A 16768-nucleotide genomic window follows, 5' to 3' on the forward strand; every position below is an offset into this window, starting at 1 on the left:
ATGAGGTACTTCGACCATTCGACCGACGCGGCCACCGACACCGGCATCATGCAGTTGCGGCTGGAATGCGGCGGAGCCGCCGTAGATGCCTACTGGTACCTCGTCGAGCAGATGCACAGAGACGAGCGCGATGTATGCGTCGGCAATGCACGTGCAATGCGCGTGCATTGCCACACGCTTTGCTGCACCGAAAACGACCTCGAAACATGGGTTGGCGCCATGGTTTCCGCCGGCCTTTTCGAGGCTGGCGAAACCGACGGGACGATCCGGTCAAAGCGCGCCATGGGAAACATAGAGGCGTATCAGGATAAGCGAAGAAAAGCCACGTCAGCAGCCGAATCCAGATGGAAAAATGCGGACGCAAAGCAACCGCATAAGCGTCAGCATAGCAAACGCAATGCGGACGCAATGCCAACAAAACAAAACAAAACAAAGGTTAGTAGTGCTTTAGCAAGCACTACTAAACCTAGCGCGTCCGGCGACGCGGCTGCGGCCGATGCCGCGCCGCCTGCCGCGGAACCGATGTGCCCCATGTGCGGGGTCAGGGTTTGGCGCAACACGCAAACCGGACGGTATGACTGTAACAACTGCCTCGACTCGTTCGACGCCGACGCGGTTGCGTGGAGATAGGGGGATTCGATGAAGACCAACGACGAGCACCGGGCCGACCTCATGGCCGACCCGGACGACAGGCGCCACGGCACGGCCAGGGGCGCGGGACTGATGTGCCCGTGCCCGGCGTGCTCGGAGAAGCGCGCCGAGATCAACGCCGAGCGGCGCGAGCGCGACCGTAAGAAGCGGGCCGCGAAAGTCAAGGCGAGCTACCAGAGGCCGCCCCGGAAGCGGCACCGGAAGCCGTCCAAGGACGTCTGCACGGTCGACGCGATCCTGCTGCCGATGATGGGCAAGCCGTCCGTCGATAACGAGGCGCGCGTGTGCTGCATCTGCGGCGCTCCGGCGACGGACAGGCACCACATCGTCAGGCGCGGGGCAGGGAAGCTCGTCAGGGACGGCCGCGAGGTAGCCAAGCCAACGATCAGGCTGTGCGGCGACGGCAACGCGGGCGGGTGCCACGGCAAGGCGCACGCCGGGATGCTTCACTTCCGCTGGGTCGGCACCGAGCAAACCGACAGGAGGACGGGAAACGTCCTGGTAGGCGGGCACTGGGAGTTCCTGGAAACCGACGAGCCCACGAAGTACCAGACGGCGCTCGAAACGGACGGATGGAGGCCGCTATGCTGACGTGCTCCGTGCCGCTGTGCGAGAGGTGCGCGAACTACGATTGGGAGCGCACGGGAGAGATCAAGGCGGTTTTCAAGGCGTCGGTCATCGAGGAGCCGAAGAGCATCTGGTGCAAGGCGTCCGACCGACCGGAGGACATTCGCTGGAACCGTTGCGAGCTGTTCGAGGCCCTGCGATGACACCGCACGAGCGCAACCCCATCTTGCACGCTCCGGCCGAGTACGCGGACTACGTGACGTGCCGAACGTGCGCCAAGTGCGATCTGTACGAGGTGTCGCTCTCGTGCCCCTGCTGCGGGGCCGACGTCTACGGAGACGTCGGCATGTGCGGCGAGTGCGGCGATCCGGTAGACGTCGACGATCAGAGGACGGGGAGCGACGCGGAATGCTGGGTGCCGCGATGACCTCGCTCGCGTGCTTCGCGCTGGCGATCCTGGCCGCAGCCGCCGTTCTGCGGCTGTCGAAACGAAAGGATGAAGCATGGACTTCGAAAGGCAATGCGAAGGGTACGACATCGAGACGATGACGGACGCCGACCTGCTCGCGTGGGCGAACGGCCTGCAGGTGTGCAGGTTCGAGGCCAACGAGGAAGGGGCCGTCTGCGCCGGGAAGAAATCGTCCATACGGCTCGACTTCGGCCGTTTCGACGATTCGGTCCCTGGCAAGGGCGGCATGCGGCACGTCGGCATCTACGCGGAGGACGAGCGCGGCGATTACCACGGATGGTGCGCCGGGTACGCCGACCTGCGGAAGGCGGCCGAGGTCATCGAGCGGCGCGCCTCCGAACTGGGGCTGATGAGCATGCAGCTCTCGCTCTTCTAGCGTTAATCGAACTTTAAGCAGGTTCGGCCCCTCGACGGGGGCCGTTCCTCGTCATGGAGGATGCAATGGACTACATCGAGTTTCTGGAGGGCAAGCGAACGCGCGTCCCCTCGTCGGGGTTCGACCCGGGCGACGGCGTGAGCGACGTCCTCTTCGGCTTCCAGCGCGACATCGTGCGCTGGGCCGTGCAGGGGGGCCGGCGCGCCGTGTTCGCGGCGTTCGGCTTGGGAAAGTCGCTCATGCAGCTGGAGATCATGCGGCTGGTGGGCGAGAGGGAGGGAGGCAGGCAGCTGATCGTGTGCCCGCTCGGGGTGCGCCAGGAGTTCAGGCGCGACGCGGAACTGCTCGGCTTGGAGCCGACGTTCGTGCGCCGCACGGAGGAGGTAGGCGGCGACGGGCTCTACCTCTCGAACTACGAGAGCGTCCGCGACGGCAGGCTCGACCCCTCGCTGTTCGTCGCGGCCAGCCTGGACGAGGCGAGCGTTCTGCGCTCGTTCGGCAGCAAGACGTACCAGACGTTCACGGACCTGTTCGCCGACGTCCCGTACCGGTTCGTGGCGACCGCCACGCCGAGCCCGAACCGCTACAAGGAGCTGATCCACTACGCCGGGTTCCTGGGCGTCATGGACACGGGCCAGGCGCTCACGCGTTTCTTCAAGAGGGACAGCACCAAGGCCAACAACCTGACGCTGTACCCGCACAAGGAGCGCGAGTTCTGGCTGTGGTTGGCGTCGTGGGCCGTGTTCGTCCAGAAGCCGAGCGACCTAGGGTACTCGGACGAGGGCTACGACCTGCCGCCCATCGAGGTGGCGTGGCACGAGATACCCGTGGACATGTCCGAGGGCGCGCCGGCCGACCGCGACGGCCAGGGGCGCCTGTTCCGCGACGCCGCCCTGTCGGTGACGGACGCGAGCCGCGAGAAGCGCGCCACCATGGCCGCCCGCGTGCAGAGGGCCAAGGAGATCGTCGAGGAGTCGCCGGGCGACCACTTCATCCTGTGGCACGACCTGGAGGACGAGCGCCGCGCCATCAAGGCCGCCATACCCGAGGCCGTCGAGGTGTACGGGAGCCAGGACATCGACGAGCGCGAGCGGCGCGTGGTCGACTTCTCGGACGGCAAGTCGCGCATCCTCGCCACCAAGCCGATCCTATCAGGATCCGGCTGCAACTTCCAGCGGCACTGCCACCGGGAGGTGTTCGTTGGCGTCGGGTTCAAGTTCAACGACTTCATCCAGAGCATCCACCGCGTCCAGCGTTTCCAGCAGACGGATCCGGTGCGCATCGACGTCGTCTACGCCGAGAGCGAGCGCGAGGTGGTGCGGGCCCTGAAGGAGAAATGGAGCCGCTACGAGGAGCTGAACGCGAGGATGCGGGAGATCATCAGAGAGCACGGCCTCGCCGACACGTCCGAGGCCATGAAGCGCAGCATCGGGGTTGAGCGCGTCGAGGAGTCGGGCGAGGGATGGACGGCCGTCAACAACGACACGGTCATCGAGACGGCCGCCATGGAGGGCGATTCGGTCGACCTGATCGTGACGAGCATCCCCTTCAGCAACCACTACGAGTACACCCCCAGCTACAACGACTTCGGCCACACCGACGACGACGGCCACTTCTTCGACCAGATGGACTTTCTGACCCCCGAGCTGTACCGCGTCCTCAAACCCGGGCGCATCTACGCGTGCCACACCAAGGACCGCATCAACTTCGGATCCGTCACGGGCGCGGGCCTGCCCACGGTGCAGCCGTTCCACGCCGAGGTCATAGCCCACGGCATCAAGCACGGTTTCGACTACCTCGGCATGGTCACGGTCGTTACCGACGTGGTGCGGGAGAACAACCAGACCTACCGGCTCGGGTGGTCTGAGCAGTGCAAGGACGGAACGAAGATGGGCGTCGGAAGCCCCGAGTACGTCCTGCTCTTCCACAAGCCCCAGAGCGACCGCACGCGCGGCTACGCCGACGTCCCCGTGACCAAGGCGAAGGACGAGTACACGCGGGCGCGCTGGCAGGTGGACGCCCATGCGTTCTGGCGCTCGTCGGGCGACCGCCCGCTTTCGCCGGACGACTTCGCGGGACTCGACGTCAAGGGCGTCATGGAGGCGTTCTCGGAGCACTCGCTTTCGAGCGTCTACGACTACGCGGGCCACGTCGCCCTCGGCGAGGAGCTTGACGGGGAGGGCCGCCTCCCGTCGTCGTTCATGTCGCTGGCGCCGGCGAGCTGGCACCCCGACGTGTGGACGGACGTCAACCGCATGCGCACGCTCAACACCGAGCAGTCGCGCAAGCGCCAGATGATGCACGTCTGCCCCCTGCAGTTCGACATCGTCGACCGGTTGATCGAACGATACAGCAACCCCGGGGAGCTGGTGTACGACCCGTTCGGCGGGCTCATGACCGTTCCCCTGCGCGCCATGGCGCTCGGGCGGCGGGGGAGGGCCACGGAACTCAACGATCAGTACTTCCGCGACGGCGTGAGGTACCTCAAGGCGGAGGAGCAGAGGCGTTCCATGCCCACGTTGTTTGACTACTTGGAGAGGATATCGGCATGAAGTTCAGCATCAATCGAGGCGAGCTGCAAGCGGCGCTCACCGGAGCGGCCCGTGTGGCGGCGGGGTCCAAGACGAACCTGCTCGCATGCGCGAAGCTGGAGGCCGGCGATGGCCTCTCCGTGGAGGCCGCTGACGGCGACCGGTCCCTGCGGGTCGAGGCCGCCGCGCTCGTCGAGCAGGGAGGGGCCGCGCTCGTGCCGGCACGCAGGTTGCTGGAGATCGTCAATTCGCTGCCGGACGAGGCGGTGGAGGTCGCGGCATCGGCTGGGTCGGCGTCGGTGCGGTGCGGGAATTCCTCGTTCCGCGTCCCGGCGCTGAACCCGTCCGACTTCCCGGGCTTCCCGGAGGTCGAGGCGGAGCAGACGCTCGAGGTTCCGGGCGTCGTGTTCGCCGAGATGGCCAAGACGGCGGTCCCGTTCGCCGCCAAGTCGGTCGACGACGCGGAGATCCCGGTTCTGGCCGGCGTGCTGGTCGAGCGCGACGGCGACGTCCTGCGCATGGTGGCGACGGACAGCTACCGATTGTGCCGCTGCGAGTTCCCCATCGGCGAGGGGGCGCCGTTCAGCCTCGTATTCCCGTCCGGCTTCATGGCGGAGGCCGCCTCGGATTGCTGCGGCGACGTTTCCATCGCGTCATCGGGGCGGCAGGTGAGGGTGTCGTCCGGCGGAACCGTGATGACGTCGCGCCTCATCGACGGCAAGTACCCGAAGTGGCGCTCCATGATGCCCGAGACGGTGGCGAGCAGCGCCGTTTTCCGCCGCGAGGACGTCTTGGGCGCCCTGCGCATGTGCGCCGCCGGAAGCGGGGGCAAGAGCCCCGTCACGTTCGTCTACGACGGTGCGGTGTCGACCTGGTCGAGCGACGGCGAGGACGGCTCGGCCGTCTCGCACGCGGCCTGCGAGTGCGACGGGAGCGGGCGGGTCAAGTGCTCGATCAGGATGCTGGAGTCGGCGGTCAAGGCGTGCGATTCCGACGAGGTGACCATCGGCCTCAACGGCCCGATGAAGCCGATCATCGTCACCGGCGGCATGTGCCGAAACATCGTCATGCCGATGCGCGATTAAGCAACCGATGGAAAGGAGGCCGACATGGCCGATAAGGAAATGAGCGGAATCGAGCGTCTGAGGGAGTTAGCGGAAGATACCACGAACGCACCGCTCTGGAGCTACTTGAGATACGAATGCTGTGAAAAGTGGGGAGCGAAGCCGTTAGGCGTAACTTTCGAAGCAACCCTACGATCCATCGCCGACCAGATAGAACGCGAGCGCGAAGCATGCAGCGTCGACAACCTGGCCGACTCCTATGACCACATGGTTGAGTTCCGCGCTCGCGTTGCCGGTGCCCTGGGAGTGCCGCTCGAAGGCGACCCGGCGACCGTGCACGAGGCCGTGTTCGCCGAGCTGGACAAGCGCCTGATGCCCTGCGATCTGACTTGGCCTTGCTGGGACGACGGTTCGCCGATCACGCGCGACGACGCGCCGGAGCACGTGACGGCCGTCGCTCTGCACCTAGACGGCAGCGGCTACGGCTTGCTCGATGCCATCCTCGAACACGCCGCAGGAGAGCGCGTCAAGCGGCCCGAGCCCGAGGTGCTGGGCGCTGACGGGTTGCCGATCAAGGATGGCGAGACGATGTACACGCTGGACGGCAAGCCTTTCGTCGTCGAACAAATCGATCGCGGTGTGGTGTGGTGCGTCGGCGGAGGATGGATGCCTCCCGAAAAGCTCACCCACACCCAGCCCGACACCCAGGAGCGCATCGACGAGGACGCGACGATCGATCCGGCGACGTACTGCGACAGTGTACTTGGATGGAGCTCTGAAAAGATCGTCCACCTCGCCGACTATGCGGCCCAGAACGAGGCCATGATAGCCGACCTGCTGCGCCGGCAGCGCGAGCTGGACGCCAGGACGATGGGAGGACAGCAGATGAAAATGGACGATCTGGAGAAGAGCGCGTTCGACTGGGACGCGCTCAGGCGCAACGAATTCGTGGTGAACTGCAAGACCGAGGAAGCGGCGAAGGACTTCTGCCGCGCGATGCACGACCACGGCATGGCGTGGAAAGGAGGCGATAGCTATCTTAACAAAGAAATGTACGGGATATACAGAGACCGAACGTGCTACACGGGCACTGGGATGTTCGCGTTCGATGAATACTACACGAGTAACGATAGAAAAATCGTCGAGTGGAAGGTGGGCATGGGCGACGAGCGGACGGCAGCGTGCGTCCCGACACGGCGCGCATAGTGCGGGACTACCGGATGGTGCGCGAGTGCGAGCGTGCGAACGGAGGCGAGTAGCCATGCCGCGATTCGAGGGAAAAGACAAGTACGTCGCTTGCGCTGCGTGCTCGCACGTCATCGCCACGACAGGGGAGGACCTCGTCACGACGCACAGGTGCTCGCTCGGCCTCGGGTTTCCGCGCTGCGTGATCCGCAGACGCGGCAAGAGGTCGCCGGGCGGCAAGCCGTGGCGGACGAACGTGTACGAGTGCCAGCGATTCGAGAGAGGAGGCGATGCGGCATGAGCGAAACGATCAAGTTCGAGGTCGTCTCCGGCTGCGAAGGCCCGAGCCTTTATGTTGACGACGTACGCATCGCAGGGCCGAAGCCGTGGGGAGGCGGAACCGTCTCATACCGCTTCGACGTGCGCGTCGATAGGCTGCTTGGCGGTATCGAGGATTTCAAGCGCAGGCTGCGGAGCAAGACGGGAGGTGATGCGGCATGAAAACCCACGAGGAGCTGTGCCGCATGACGGTCAAGCAGCTGAAGGAGTACGCCAAGGAGATAGGCTGCTGCCTGGGCTACGACGGATCGAGAAAGGACACGACCGTCAACGCCATCGAGCAGTACCAGCGGTACCGTCAGTACATAGAGAGGGGCCTGAAATGACCGATTTCGCATACACGTTCCCGCCGACGAAGTGGGCGCGCGATTGCAGCGTGAACCAGCTGATCCAGGGCGCGTCCATCGCGCATGAGGTTTACGAGGCGTTCTCGGAGGCTTGCGATCTCTCGCACGGAAAGACGGACGCCGACGCCGTCGCCGTCGAGGTGGTAGACGTCATCCAGGCGTGCGAGACGATGCTGCGCATCCTCGAAAGGGATAACGGCATCGACGCGGGCGACGCCGTGCGAGCAGTGTACGAGAAGAACGCCGCCAGGGGCTACTACGACGTCCAGGGCGCGAAGGAGGCGGTGTAGATGGTAGAGCTTAAGCCGTGCCCGTTCGGGCACGACCACGACGTGTGGATTGGAGTACACGACGACGAGGGCAACTACCACGGAAGGATAGGGTGCGATTACGAGTCCGACCCGTGGAGCGGATTGTCGTACTGCTTGCACCATGAGGGATGGGACACGTGCCCGCTCTGCACCGACGGCAATTACGACTACATGGGCGGCATGTTGTTCGACACGCCCGAGGAGGCCGCGCAAACGTGGAACGCCCGCTACGATCCCACGTTCTCCACGATCACGGATATCGAGGAGATACGCGTTCCGGGAAGCGATGGGCGATGATGCTCGCATGGATCGCCATCGTGGCGTTCTCGGCCATGTTCCTGGTGTGCCTGTGGGCTCTCGTGCCGGCCGTGGCGCTGCTCGTGGAGGATGTCAGACGATGGAGAGGAGGCCGCTAGTGGCCGAGTACGTAGTTGATTCTGACGAGACGCGGGTGCCGAAAGCATGGTTCCTGTCCAACGGGTGCGCGAAGTTGGTGAGGTGCCGGGACTGCGCCATGCTCGGCGACGGCGCCGTGGACGAGCGCGGCGGCCCGTACCTGTGGTGCAAGCGCACGCTGTGGAGGACGGAGCCGGGCGGGTACTGCGCCTGGGCGGAGCGAAGGGAGGACGCATGAGTAGAATAACTACAGATATGCAGTGCACGATCAGTGCTCCTGACTACGTGTACCGAACGAATCAAAAACTCCCATTGCTTAAAAGCGCCGACACAAGCCGCATGGGCAAGCACGAGTGCCCTCTGTGCGGAGGCGACCTGGTCCCGATGGGGTGGTTCCGCGCAGGCGGCCTGCACGAGCTGCTGCACAAGTGCGAGCGTTGCGGGATGGCGGTTTTTAGATGAGTACGTCTTTGCTGTAAAGGAGAGGTTGCTTTTTGGAAACGATAACCTTCGAGGGCATGGAGTACCACGTGCTGGCCTACCTGGTTGACATAGCGGGCCGCGTTAAGGAGATCGACCGTATCAGGGAGCGGATCGCCGAGATAGAGAACGACCTCGGCGTCCACGGGATCGCGTATTCCGGCATGCCGAAGTCGCCCAACGCTTACGGCCACGCCGTACCAGACGGCGTGGCTCGCCTCGTCGAGCAGCGCGAGCGCCACGCCGACGCGCTCGCCGCCAACGCCGACGAGATAGACAGGGCGTGGAGCCTGTGCAGCCCAAGAATCTCCTCTAACCGCCAGGTGCTGTGGCTCAAGTACGTGCAGGGCATGCCGTGGAGCAAGGTCGCGGCGGCCCTGCACGTGAGCGAGCGTCACGTCTATCGGATGCGCGTCGACGGCATAACCGAGTTGTACGGCCGCATGCCGGAGCGTTGGAGGGTCAACTCCCACGATGCCGTCTGAAAGTCGGCAGTGTTTGGCAGTCGATATCCTGCTATAGTGATATCCAGGTAAAGCCGTCCGCAAGGGCGGCTTTTTTCATGCCCCGAAAAGGAGGTCTGGCAAAAGGTGGTGAAACACTACGGCAGAACCGGGCGGTCCTCTGAAGGAGCGGCAGCTGAAGGTGTTCGGCATCAAGCATTAGGGAGGCGTTCGCATGAGGGTTCCGGCGGACAGGTCGCTAGCCGACTGGGTACGCTGCCTGATCCATGATGACAAGCTATACAAGTTCTACCAGACATCCGACTGGCGCGACCTGCGCGCGGCCGTGATGGAGGACCACCACAACGAATGCGAGTTCCACAAGGACAGAGAGGACCTGCCGATCGACAAGCGGTACGCGAGGGCAGACACGGTGCATCACGAGTTCGAGGTGAAGAAGCGGCCCGACATGGCGCTGACGCGATACGTCGACGAGCCTGACGGCACGAGGCGCGAGGTTCTTCACCCGCTGTGCAACGACTGCCACAACATCGTGCACGGCCGGAAGCTCATGGGCAATCCGAACAAGAGGAATCCCGTCACCGAGGAATGGTGGTAGCGGAGAGCCGCCTTGACGGCTCGGAACCGATCGAATCGGCAAAGCAAACCGAAGCATACCCCCCGGCCCCCCCTATTGGGGTGTTCAGCCGGGGGGCGATGCAACGCGGGGGGCATCAGCCTCCGGAAAAATCTTTCCTTAAACCCAAAAAACCAGAGGAGGTGACCGCCCCATGGCGAGGCCCAGAGACCCAACCGCCCTGAAAATCGTCAAGGGCAAATCGCACATGACCAAAGACGAGATAGCGGACGGGTTGGCGCGCGAGGTTTACGCGGCTAGCGGCGGCGTTTCGCCTCCTGCCTGGCTGAGCGGGACGGCCCTCGAACACTTCGTGAAGAACGCCCGCTACATGGAGGCGATCAACGCGATGGCCGGCCGGAACGTGTACGGGAGCATCGACGTCGAATCGCTCGCCCTCATGTCGGTTTCCTACCAGAAATCGTGCGAGTACCTCGACGAGGAGAACGCGGCCGAAACGCTCGACGACGAGAAGGCGGCCACCGCCGCTCAGAAGAAGCGCCTAGCCGAAGACCGGTCTTACCGGGAGTTTTCGAAGATGCTGAAACTTGACCCAGGGAACCGTGTCGACGTTGGGTCGCGCGGGGACGGTGATGGGAATGGAGACGAAACCGCCGCTCTCCTCTAAGTTCAAGGCGCGCAAGCGCAAGCGGATCCAATGCCCGGAGATTACCGGCTATCTAAGGTTGGTCGAAACCGGCAAGGTCAGGTCGTGCGAGCGCCAGAAGAAGCTGTGCGCATACGTTCGCAAGGTGTTCGCCGAAGAAGAGCTCGTCATCGACACCGACCGGATCGCCGCCTACTCGAAGCTGCTACAGTTCTTCCCGTTCAAGGAGCTGTTCCCATGGGAATGGTTCGTGCTGGTTCTGTTCCTCTGCGTGTTCAAGAGGGACGGAGAGCCGCGATGGGACGAGCTTTACTGCATCGTCGGACGCGGCGCGGGCAAGAACGGCCTTATCTCGTTCATGTCGTTCTGCCTCGTTACGGCTTCGAACGGCATCCCGAACTACAACGTCAACATCTGCGCCAACTCGGAAGACCAGGCGAAGATCTCGTTCGAGGATATCCGGGTCATCCTAAACGGCGACCGCGAGCGGTTCAAAAAATCGTTCGATTGGAACAAGACCGAGATAACGTCGCAGTCGACCGGATCCGTGATCAAGTACCTCACGAGCGGCGCGAGCAGCAAGGACGGCGGGCGCCCTGGGCTCGTCGTGTTCGACGAGGTGCACGAGTTCGTCAAGTGGAAGCTGATCGAGGTTCTTACGACCGGCCTAGGAAAAGTGGACCACAGCCGCATGGCGATAATCTCGTCGAACGGGGACATCCGAGATGGCGTCCTCGACACGGTGCTTGAAACCTGCGACGAGATACTGAACGGCGAGGAGGAAGACAACGGCATCCTGCCTTTCGTCTGCACCCTCGACAGCGCGGATGAAGTGCACGACGAGAAGAACTGGGAGAAGGCCAATCCGTCGTTGAGGTACCTGCCGGCGCGGTTCATGAACAAGATCCGCAAGGAGTACCGCAAGTGGAATAAGAACCCGGCGGGAGGAAACGCGTCGCTCATGACGCGCCGCATGGGCATCCCGCAGGGCGACGTCGAGCACGAGATAACGTCGCGCGAGAACCTGATGAAGGCCAGCAGGGAGCTTCCGGACCTGTCCGGCAGACCGTGCGTGCTCGGTTTGGACGTGGCGCAGAAGAACGACATGTTCTCCGCCGTGCTGCTGTTCAAGGACGGCGACCGGTACGACGCGATCCACCATTCGTGGTTCTGCCTGAACTCGCGCGACAAGGCGCGCATCAAGGTGCCTCTCGACGAATGGTCGGACCTGGGGATCATAACGCTAGTCGACGACGTCGAAATACACACGTCGCTCGTCACTGACTGGATATACGAGGCGCAGCGGAACTACGACATCGTATGCGTTGCGATGGACGACTTCCGCTACGACATCGTGCATTCCGAATTGCGCGATCTCGGCTACGACGCGAAGGACGGCACGGTGTTCAAGGTCCGCCCATCCGACCACGCCCGCGTGCAGCCGATCATCAACTCCGCTTTCATGACCGGGAACATCGTCTGGGGAAACGACCCGGCGATGCGATGGTTCACGAACAACACCAAGATCGTCCCTTGGATGAACGGGAACTTCAAGTTCGAGAAGATCGAGCCGAGGGGCAGGAAAACCGACGGGTTCTTCGCGCTGGCCGCCGCCTTCCGCATCGCCGACAAGATACCCGAGACGTCGGAGCTCACGTTCTTCTCCCCGCTCATCTACGAATAAAAAACGCCGCATACCGCAAGAAAGGATGGTGCGCATGGCCAATTTCCTGACAAGGCACTTCAACTTCCTGTCGAACAGGATCGTGGACGCCGAGTTCGAGGCGGCCTTCGACTCCCTGAGCGACCGGGTTGCGTTCAAGAACCTCGCGCTCCACATCGCGACAACCTACATATCGAACGCCATCGCAGGGTGCGAGATCAAGGTGTACGACAAGGGCGAGGAGGTCAAGAACGACCTCTACTACAGGCTGAACGTGTCCCCTAACCCGAACCAAACCGGAACGGAGCTCGTCGACTACATCGTGCAGCGCATGTGCTACGACGGGTCGGCGTTGGCCGTCCCGTATCGATCGAAGTACATCTACGCGGCGGAGAGCTTCAGTCCAGACCGCGTGCCGATGAAGGAGCATCTTTTCAAGGGAATCGTCATCGACGGCCAGGCGATCAAGAGGGAGTACAAGGCCTCCGACGTCTTCCACTTCAAGCTGAACGATCGGAACGTGAAGTCCTTCGTCGACTCGCTCTACACGGACTACGGGAAGCTGATCGGGGCCGCCATCGACGGCTTCAGGGCCACAAGGGGCCGCAAGTACAAGCTCGTCCTCGACAACGTCAGGGTCGGCGACGACAAGTTCGCCAAGGAGTACAACGACGTGGTCAAAGAACAGCTCGACGCTTTCATGAATTCACCGAACGCCATCTACCCGCAGTTCAAGGGGTACGACCTGCAGGAGATGAAGCACGAGACGGCGGGCGACGCGAGCGACATCATCGCCATGCGCAAGGAGATATTCGACTGCGCCGCGCAGGCGTTCAAGATCCCGAACTCGATGATGTACGGGAACATGACGAACACGGGCGAGGTGGTGAACCAGTTCCTCACGTTCGCGGTCGATCCCATCGCGTCCGTCCTGAACGACGAGTTCACGCGAAAAAGCTACACCTACGGCGAATGGCTCGGCGATTCTAAGGTCGTCGTCGACACGAAGCGCATCAACCACGTCGACATATTCAACGTGGCGAACGGGATCGACAAGCTCATTTCCAGCGGCGCGTTCTCGATCGACATGGTGCTGGCGAACCTCGGCTACCAGCCGCTCAACACGGAATTCTCCAAGGCCCACTTCATCACGAAGAACTACAGCCTTGCAGAAGACGCAATGAACCGTCTCAACGAAGGAGGTGAAAACGACAATGGCAAGCAATAGGTACTACTCGCTCGTCCAGGAAGGCGCCACCGCCCAGATCGACATATACGGCGACATCACGTCGTGGCCGTGGCTCGAATCGGACGTGTCGGCCTACAACCTGTCCACGCGGCTCGACGAGCTGTCCGGCGTCGACACGATCGAGGTGAACATCAACAGCTACGGCGGCGAGGTGGCGGAGGGGCTGGCGATCCACAACTCCCTCAAGCGCCACAGCGCGAAGGTCGTCACGCGCTGCGACGGATTCGCGTGCTCCATCGCGTCCGTCATCTTCATGGCAGGCGACGAGCGGATCATGCACGACGCGTCGCTGCTGATGATCCACAACGCATGGACGTACGCGAGCGGCAACGCCGCCGAGCTGCGCAAGACGGCCGACGACATCGAAGCCATCACGCAGGCTTCGAAAAACGCCTACATGGCGAACGTGAGCATCACCGAGGACGAGCTCACCGCCCTCATGGACGCCGAATCGTGGATCGCGCCGGCCGACGCCGTGGAAATGGGCTTCGCGACCGGCATCGAGTCGTTCGACGCGAAGGCGCCGAGCCAGAACGCCCGCAACGCCGTGTTCGCGAAGGTGACCGCGAGCGGAGAGCCGCAGAACCACGATCGCGCACCGGCGGCGCAGGCCCAACCGGAGCCCGACGATCCGCCGGCCGAACCGGACCCGCCAGCCGAGCCGGGGCATGATCCCGACCCGCATTGCGGGCAGCGAACGGAGCCGGCAGAACCGCCGGCCGAACCTGGAGAGCGGAGGGCCGAAGAGGCCGTCTGCTCTTTCTTTGCGAGCGCATTCCAAAACCGAAAGGAAGATTAACCTATGGCAATCAAACTTAACAACTCCACCATCGGAACCGTCATGGCGGCGGCGATGCAGTCCGGCGACCAGGCGCAGATCGAGCAGGCGTGGGAGCAGTTCCACGCGCAGCTTGCCGAACAGATCGTCCAGGACTTCGAGGACGTGAAGGCGTCCAACGACTCCACGATCCTCGCGCAGCGCGGATACCGCCAGCTCACCAACAAGGAGATGCGGTACTACAAGAACCTCGCCGAGGCGTTGAAGTCCGACAACCCGCAGCAGAAGTTCACGGAGATCATCGGGTCCGACGAGGAAGACGCCCTCATGCCGGACACCACCATCGAGTCCGTCTTCAATGACCTTAAGGAAGACCACGAGCTTCTGTCCAAGATGAGCTTCACCTACGTCAAGTACGCCGTGAAGTGGATCCTGAGCGACCACACGAAGCAGAAGGCCGTGTGGGGGAAGATCACCGACGCGATCACCAAGGAGATCACGTCCGGGTTCCGCGTCATCGACATCCACCAGTCCAAGCTGTCCGCATACGCGTTCATCGAGCGCGGCATGCTCGACCTCGGCCCGGTGTTCCTCGACGGCTACATCCGCACCGTCCTCATGGAGGCCCTGTACTGCGGCCTCGAGGCCGGCGGCATCGCCGGAACCGGCGTGGAGGAGCCCATCGGCATGGACCGCGACATTCACGAGGGCGTTTCCTTTTCGACCACCGACGGCTACCCGCGCAAGAATAAGGAGACGGTGACCGACTTCACGCCGGCGACCTACGGCGCGCTGCTCGGCAAGATAGCCAAGACCGAGAAGGGTGCTTTGCGGAAGTTCTCCAAGGTCCAGATGATCGTGAACATGAGCGACTACCTCACGAAGATCATGCCGGCAACGACCGCGCTCAACACGGCAGGGAAGTACGTCAACGACCTGTTCCCGTTCCCGACCGAGGTCATCGTATCCAACGAGCTCGGCGACGGAGAGGCCCTGCTCGGCCTGCTCGAAGAGTACAACATGTTCCTCGGCGGCGACCGCAACGGCCAGATAGACTTCTCCGACGATTTCAAGTTCTTGGAAGACACCCGCTACTTCAAGGTGATCCAGTACGGCACGGGCCGCGCGTTCGACAACACCTCGTTCCTTCTGCTCGACATCAGCAACCTCGACCCGGCGTACATCACCGTCAAGGTCGGCGGCGCGGTCGACGTGAACGGCGCGAACGACGCGCCGACCGTCTAGGCGGTGAGGGCCGATGGGCGACGGGCTTTTAGATCAGGTCAAGCGCAAGCTGCGCATCACGTGGGACGATCCCGACACGGACGAGCGCCTCGAAGGCGACATCATCCCGAGCGCCGAGGCCGATATCCGCTTCAAGGTCGGCATTCCGGATTCCGTCGAGTTCGACTTCGCGGAGCCGGGGATCGAGCATCGCCTGCTCCTTGCCCACTGCTACTACCAATGGAACGACGCGGACGACGACGAGTTCGCGGACAACTACTCCGGCGACATAGCGGTTGCGCGCCAGAAATGGGAGGTGACGGCCTTTGCTGAAGCGAAAAAGCAGGCTCCCGACCTACCCTGACGGCATGGTGGCGGTCTACCGCGAGAAGGATCGCAAGACCGACTTCGGGGCGAAGCGCAACCCGCGCTCGCTCGACCACATGGAACACGTCGCGACGCTCGCGTTCGCCCAGAAGTCCTGCCGAGAGCAGGACTTCTCGTTTGCCGAACAGCAGGGGTTCACGCTTTCGATGAAGGTTAGGACCCCCGCCTTCGGCGGCATCGACTCCGCATGCAAGGCCGTCATCGGCAACGACCTGTTCGACCTGTCGCACATCGACAGGTCGAAGCGGGAAATGTTCCTGTACCTGTCAAGCGCCGGAGAATTGGAGGGCCGAACATGATACTCGACGACATCCAGGAGAAGCTGCTGGAAATAGACCCCAACGTATTCTACGGAACGGCGGAAAAACTCGACCGGAAGAAGCCGTGGGACTACATCGTCTTCTCGCGCCGCGCCATGCGCCCGAACTCGGCCAAGACCGGGTACGCGGACGCCTTCGAGGTCGCGATAGTCCGCGAGGAGTTCGTGCCAGACGGTCTGCCCGAAAAGGTGATAGAAGCCGTCACGTCGATAAAGGGCGTGAGGCTCGCAGACGTCAACGGCGTTTACGACTACGTCGTGAAGCCGAACACGAGCGACACGGTGGAAGTCCTCGCGCTCGAGTTCGTCAGGCCGAGAAAGCGGCTTCCAGATGCATGAGGTCGATTACACGAGCCTTGAAACGCTCGAGCGCCGCATGGGGGAGTACGGCCAAGGGTGCGGGCGGGTGGTCGACGGCGTGCTGCACGGCGAGGGCGCGAACATCATCAAGCGGGCCGTCCCCGGACTGATCAACCCTTCCGGTCGGAAGTGGCCGGGAAAGACGGCGTCTATCGCCGGCAAGCCAGGCGGCGCGAGCCGCCTTTCGCAGGACAACGGGAGCCTGCAAGTGACCGTCGCGGCGCGTGGAAGGCTCGGCTACCTCTACTTCCCAGACGACGGGACCAGCACGCGGAAGCACGCCGGCAACCAGCGGTTCATGCTTCGCGGAGCCGAATCGAAGCAATCAGACATCATCGACCGATGCATCGCAGGATTGGTCGACGACTTCAACCAATGAAAGGGG

At 63.1% G+C, this 16768-nt stretch carries 26 protein-coding genes; all 26 read left to right on the forward strand.

Annotated elements, in window-relative coordinates; translation table 11 throughout:
- Entirely contained in the window at window positions 1–630 is a 630-nt protein-coding gene (locus tag HCH03_RS01570) for a Lin1244/Lin1753 domain-containing protein (protein WP_221688075.1), read from the forward strand.
- Between the two features lie 9 nt (window positions 631–639).
- Window positions 640–1242: a hypothetical protein gene (locus HCH03_RS01575; RefSeq protein ID WP_221688076.1), complete on the forward strand. Its 603-nt coding sequence runs from the start codon at window positions 640–642 to the stop codon at window positions 1240–1242.
- Window positions 1236–1421, forward strand: a complete 186-nt coding sequence (locus HCH03_RS01580) for a hypothetical protein (RefSeq protein ID WP_221688077.1) — start codon at window positions 1236–1238, stop codon at window positions 1419–1421. The genes HCH03_RS01575 and HCH03_RS01580 overlap by 7 nt, the downstream gene beginning before the upstream one ends.
- Window positions 1418–1645, forward strand: a complete 228-nt coding sequence (locus HCH03_RS01585) for a hypothetical protein (RefSeq protein ID WP_221688078.1) — start codon at window positions 1418–1420, stop codon at window positions 1643–1645. Before HCH03_RS01580 ends, HCH03_RS01585 begins: the two co-directional genes overlap by 4 nt.
- A 76-nt stretch (window positions 1646–1721) precedes the next feature.
- Window positions 1722–2063: a hypothetical protein gene (locus tag HCH03_RS01590; protein ID WP_221688079.1), complete on the forward strand. Its 342-nt coding sequence runs from the start codon at window positions 1722–1724 to the stop codon at window positions 2061–2063.
- Window positions 2064–2128: 65 nt separating this feature from the next.
- Complete coding sequence (locus HCH03_RS01595; protein ID WP_221688080.1) at window positions 2129–4615, forward strand: DNA methyltransferase; 2487 nt, start codon at window positions 2129–2131, stop codon at window positions 4613–4615.
- Window positions 4612–5679 (forward strand): DNA polymerase III subunit beta, encoded by a 1068-nt coding sequence (gene dnaN, locus HCH03_RS01600; RefSeq protein WP_221688081.1) that lies wholly within the window; start codon window positions 4612–4614, stop codon window positions 5677–5679. Before HCH03_RS01595 ends, dnaN begins: the two co-directional genes overlap by 4 nt.
- 24 nt (window positions 5680–5703) lie before the next feature.
- Window positions 5704–6864: a hypothetical protein gene (locus HCH03_RS01605; protein ID WP_221688082.1), complete on the forward strand. Its 1161-nt coding sequence runs from the start codon at window positions 5704–5706 to the stop codon at window positions 6862–6864.
- 276 nt (window positions 6865–7140) lie between these two features.
- Window positions 7141–7344 carry a hypothetical protein gene (locus tag HCH03_RS01610; protein WP_221688083.1) on the forward strand — a complete coding sequence of 68 codons (204 nt, stop codon included), beginning with the start codon at window positions 7141–7143 and terminating at the stop codon, window positions 7342–7344.
- Window positions 7341–7508: a hypothetical protein gene (locus HCH03_RS01615; protein ID WP_221688084.1), complete on the forward strand. Its 168-nt coding sequence runs from the start codon at window positions 7341–7343 to the stop codon at window positions 7506–7508. Before HCH03_RS01610 ends, HCH03_RS01615 begins: the two co-directional genes overlap by 4 nt.
- Entirely contained in the window at window positions 7505–7819 is a 315-nt protein-coding gene (locus HCH03_RS01620) for a hypothetical protein (RefSeq protein ID WP_221688085.1), read from the forward strand. The genes HCH03_RS01615 and HCH03_RS01620 overlap by 4 nt, the downstream gene beginning before the upstream one ends.
- A complete protein-coding gene (locus HCH03_RS01625; protein WP_221688086.1) occupies window positions 7820–8137 on the forward strand; it encodes a hypothetical protein in 318 nt (105 codons plus the stop codon).
- Window positions 8134–8256 carry a hypothetical protein gene (locus tag HCH03_RS16535; RefSeq protein WP_281421038.1) on the forward strand — a complete coding sequence of 41 codons (123 nt, stop codon included), beginning with the start codon at window positions 8134–8136 and terminating at the stop codon, window positions 8254–8256. Before HCH03_RS01625 ends, HCH03_RS16535 begins: the two co-directional genes overlap by 4 nt.
- On the forward strand, window positions 8256–8474 hold the full coding sequence (locus HCH03_RS01630; RefSeq protein ID WP_221688087.1) for a hypothetical protein: 219 nt from the start codon (window positions 8256–8258) through the stop codon (window positions 8472–8474). The genes HCH03_RS16535 and HCH03_RS01630 overlap by 1 nt, the downstream gene beginning before the upstream one ends.
- Entirely contained in the window at window positions 8471–8698 is a 228-nt protein-coding gene (locus tag HCH03_RS01635) for a hypothetical protein (RefSeq protein ID WP_221688088.1), read from the forward strand. Before HCH03_RS01630 ends, HCH03_RS01635 begins: the two co-directional genes overlap by 4 nt.
- Before the next feature lie 32 nt (window positions 8699–8730).
- A complete protein-coding gene (locus tag HCH03_RS01640; protein WP_221688089.1) occupies window positions 8731–9201 on the forward strand; it encodes a hypothetical protein in 471 nt (156 codons plus the stop codon).
- 193 nt (window positions 9202–9394) lie between these two features.
- Complete coding sequence (locus tag HCH03_RS01645; RefSeq protein ID WP_221688090.1) at window positions 9395–9778, forward strand: hypothetical protein; 384 nt, start codon at window positions 9395–9397, stop codon at window positions 9776–9778.
- A 226-nt stretch (window positions 9779–10004) separates the two neighbouring features.
- Window positions 10005–10424, forward strand: coding sequence for a hypothetical protein (locus HCH03_RS01650; protein ID WP_221688091.1), 420 nt, complete (start codon window positions 10005–10007; stop codon window positions 10422–10424).
- Window positions 10396–12087 carry a terminase large subunit domain-containing protein gene (locus HCH03_RS01655; protein ID WP_221688092.1) on the forward strand — a complete coding sequence of 564 codons (1692 nt, stop codon included), beginning with the start codon at window positions 10396–10398 and terminating at the stop codon, window positions 12085–12087. The genes HCH03_RS01650 and HCH03_RS01655 overlap by 29 nt, the downstream gene beginning before the upstream one ends.
- A gap of 34 nt (window positions 12088–12121) precedes the next feature.
- Window positions 12122–13294: a phage portal protein gene (locus HCH03_RS01660; RefSeq protein WP_221688093.1), complete on the forward strand. Its 1173-nt coding sequence runs from the start codon at window positions 12122–12124 to the stop codon at window positions 13292–13294.
- The gene (locus HCH03_RS01665) at window positions 13281–14114 is read left to right on the forward strand and encodes a head maturation protease, ClpP-related (protein ID WP_221688094.1); all 834 of its coding nucleotides are present in this window, start codon (window positions 13281–13283) and stop codon (window positions 14112–14114) included. Before HCH03_RS01660 ends, HCH03_RS01665 begins: the two co-directional genes overlap by 14 nt.
- Window positions 14115–14117: 3 nt before the next feature.
- Window positions 14118–15338: a phage major capsid family protein gene (locus tag HCH03_RS01670; RefSeq protein WP_221688095.1), complete on the forward strand. Its 1221-nt coding sequence runs from the start codon at window positions 14118–14120 to the stop codon at window positions 15336–15338.
- Window positions 15339–15351: 13 nt separating this feature from the next.
- Complete coding sequence (locus tag HCH03_RS01675) at window positions 15352–15681, forward strand: hypothetical protein (RefSeq protein ID WP_221688096.1); 330 nt, start codon at window positions 15352–15354, stop codon at window positions 15679–15681.
- A complete protein-coding gene (locus HCH03_RS01680) occupies window positions 15644–16003 on the forward strand; it encodes a hypothetical protein (protein ID WP_221688097.1) in 360 nt (119 codons plus the stop codon). The genes HCH03_RS01675 and HCH03_RS01680 overlap by 38 nt, the downstream gene beginning before the upstream one ends.
- Complete coding sequence (locus tag HCH03_RS01685) at window positions 16000–16362, forward strand: hypothetical protein (RefSeq protein WP_221688098.1); 363 nt, start codon at window positions 16000–16002, stop codon at window positions 16360–16362. The genes HCH03_RS01680 and HCH03_RS01685 overlap by 4 nt, the downstream gene beginning before the upstream one ends.
- Window positions 16355–16762, forward strand: a complete 408-nt coding sequence (locus HCH03_RS01690) for a hypothetical protein (RefSeq protein WP_221688099.1) — start codon at window positions 16355–16357, stop codon at window positions 16760–16762. Before HCH03_RS01685 ends, HCH03_RS01690 begins: the two co-directional genes overlap by 8 nt.
- Window positions 16763–16768 lie beyond the last annotated feature (6 nt).

It is taken from the genome of Gordonibacter massiliensis (ex Traore et al. 2017) (assembly GCF_019731765.1).
Classification (GTDB): Bacteria; Actinomycetota; Coriobacteriia; order Coriobacteriales; family Eggerthellaceae; genus Gordonibacter; species Gordonibacter massiliensis.

What these genes read in the sequence shown, in the direction of transcription:
- HCH03_RS01650 (WP_221688091.1), top strand. Translation starts at nt 10,005, where the DNA reads ATGACCAAAGACGAGATAGCGGACGGGTTGGCGCGCGAGGTTTACGCG.
- HCH03_RS16535 (WP_281421038.1), top strand. Translation starts at nt 8,134, where the DNA reads ATGATGCTCGCATGGATCGCCATCGTGGCGTTCTCGGCCATGTTCCTG.
- HCH03_RS01615 (WP_221688084.1), top strand. Translation starts at nt 7,341, where the DNA reads ATGAAAACCCACGAGGAGCTGTGCCGCATGACGGTCAAGCAGCTGAAG.
- HCH03_RS01595 (WP_221688080.1), top strand. Translation starts at nt 2,129, where the DNA reads ATGGACTACATCGAGTTTCTGGAGGGCAAGCGAACGCGCGTCCCCTCG.
- HCH03_RS01580 (WP_221688077.1), top strand. Translation starts at nt 1,236, where the DNA reads ATGCTGACGTGCTCCGTGCCGCTGTGCGAGAGGTGCGCGAACTACGAT.
- HCH03_RS01660 (WP_221688093.1), top strand. Translation starts at nt 12,122, where the DNA reads ATGGCCAATTTCCTGACAAGGCACTTCAACTTCCTGTCGAACAGGATC.
- HCH03_RS01605 (WP_221688082.1), top strand. Translation starts at nt 5,704, where the DNA reads ATGGCCGATAAGGAAATGAGCGGAATCGAGCGTCTGAGGGAGTTAGCG.
- HCH03_RS01655 (WP_221688092.1), top strand. Translation starts at nt 10,396, where the DNA reads ATGGAGACGAAACCGCCGCTCTCCTCTAAGTTCAAGGCGCGCAAGCGC.
- HCH03_RS01635 (WP_221688088.1), top strand. Translation starts at nt 8,471, where the DNA reads ATGAGTAGAATAACTACAGATATGCAGTGCACGATCAGTGCTCCTGAC.
- HCH03_RS01665 (WP_221688094.1), top strand. Translation starts at nt 13,281, where the DNA reads ATGGCAAGCAATAGGTACTACTCGCTCGTCCAGGAAGGCGCCACCGCC.
- HCH03_RS01590 (WP_221688079.1), top strand. Translation starts at nt 1,722, where the DNA reads ATGGACTTCGAAAGGCAATGCGAAGGGTACGACATCGAGACGATGACG.
- HCH03_RS01675 (WP_221688096.1), top strand. Translation starts at nt 15,352, where the DNA reads ATGGGCGACGGGCTTTTAGATCAGGTCAAGCGCAAGCTGCGCATCACG.
- HCH03_RS01575 (WP_221688076.1), top strand. Translation starts at nt 640, where the DNA reads ATGAAGACCAACGACGAGCACCGGGCCGACCTCATGGCCGACCCGGAC.
- dnaN (WP_221688081.1), top strand. Translation starts at nt 4,612, where the DNA reads ATGAAGTTCAGCATCAATCGAGGCGAGCTGCAAGCGGCGCTCACCGGA.
- HCH03_RS01685 (WP_221688098.1), top strand. Translation starts at nt 16,000, where the DNA reads ATGATACTCGACGACATCCAGGAGAAGCTGCTGGAAATAGACCCCAAC.
- HCH03_RS01625 (WP_221688086.1), top strand. Translation starts at nt 7,820, where the DNA reads ATGGTAGAGCTTAAGCCGTGCCCGTTCGGGCACGACCACGACGTGTGG.
- HCH03_RS01645 (WP_221688090.1), top strand. Translation starts at nt 9,395, where the DNA reads ATGAGGGTTCCGGCGGACAGGTCGCTAGCCGACTGGGTACGCTGCCTG.
- HCH03_RS01585 (WP_221688078.1), top strand. Translation starts at nt 1,418, where the DNA reads ATGACACCGCACGAGCGCAACCCCATCTTGCACGCTCCGGCCGAGTAC.
- HCH03_RS01620 (WP_221688085.1), top strand. Translation starts at nt 7,505, where the DNA reads ATGACCGATTTCGCATACACGTTCCCGCCGACGAAGTGGGCGCGCGAT.
- HCH03_RS01670 (WP_221688095.1), top strand. Translation starts at nt 14,118, where the DNA reads ATGGCAATCAAACTTAACAACTCCACCATCGGAACCGTCATGGCGGCG.
- HCH03_RS01610 (WP_221688083.1), top strand. Translation starts at nt 7,141, where the DNA reads ATGAGCGAAACGATCAAGTTCGAGGTCGTCTCCGGCTGCGAAGGCCCG.
- HCH03_RS01570 (WP_221688075.1), top strand. Translation starts at nt 1, where the DNA reads ATGAGGTACTTCGACCATTCGACCGACGCGGCCACCGACACCGGCATC.
- HCH03_RS01690 (WP_221688099.1), top strand. Translation starts at nt 16,355, where the DNA reads ATGCATGAGGTCGATTACACGAGCCTTGAAACGCTCGAGCGCCGCATG.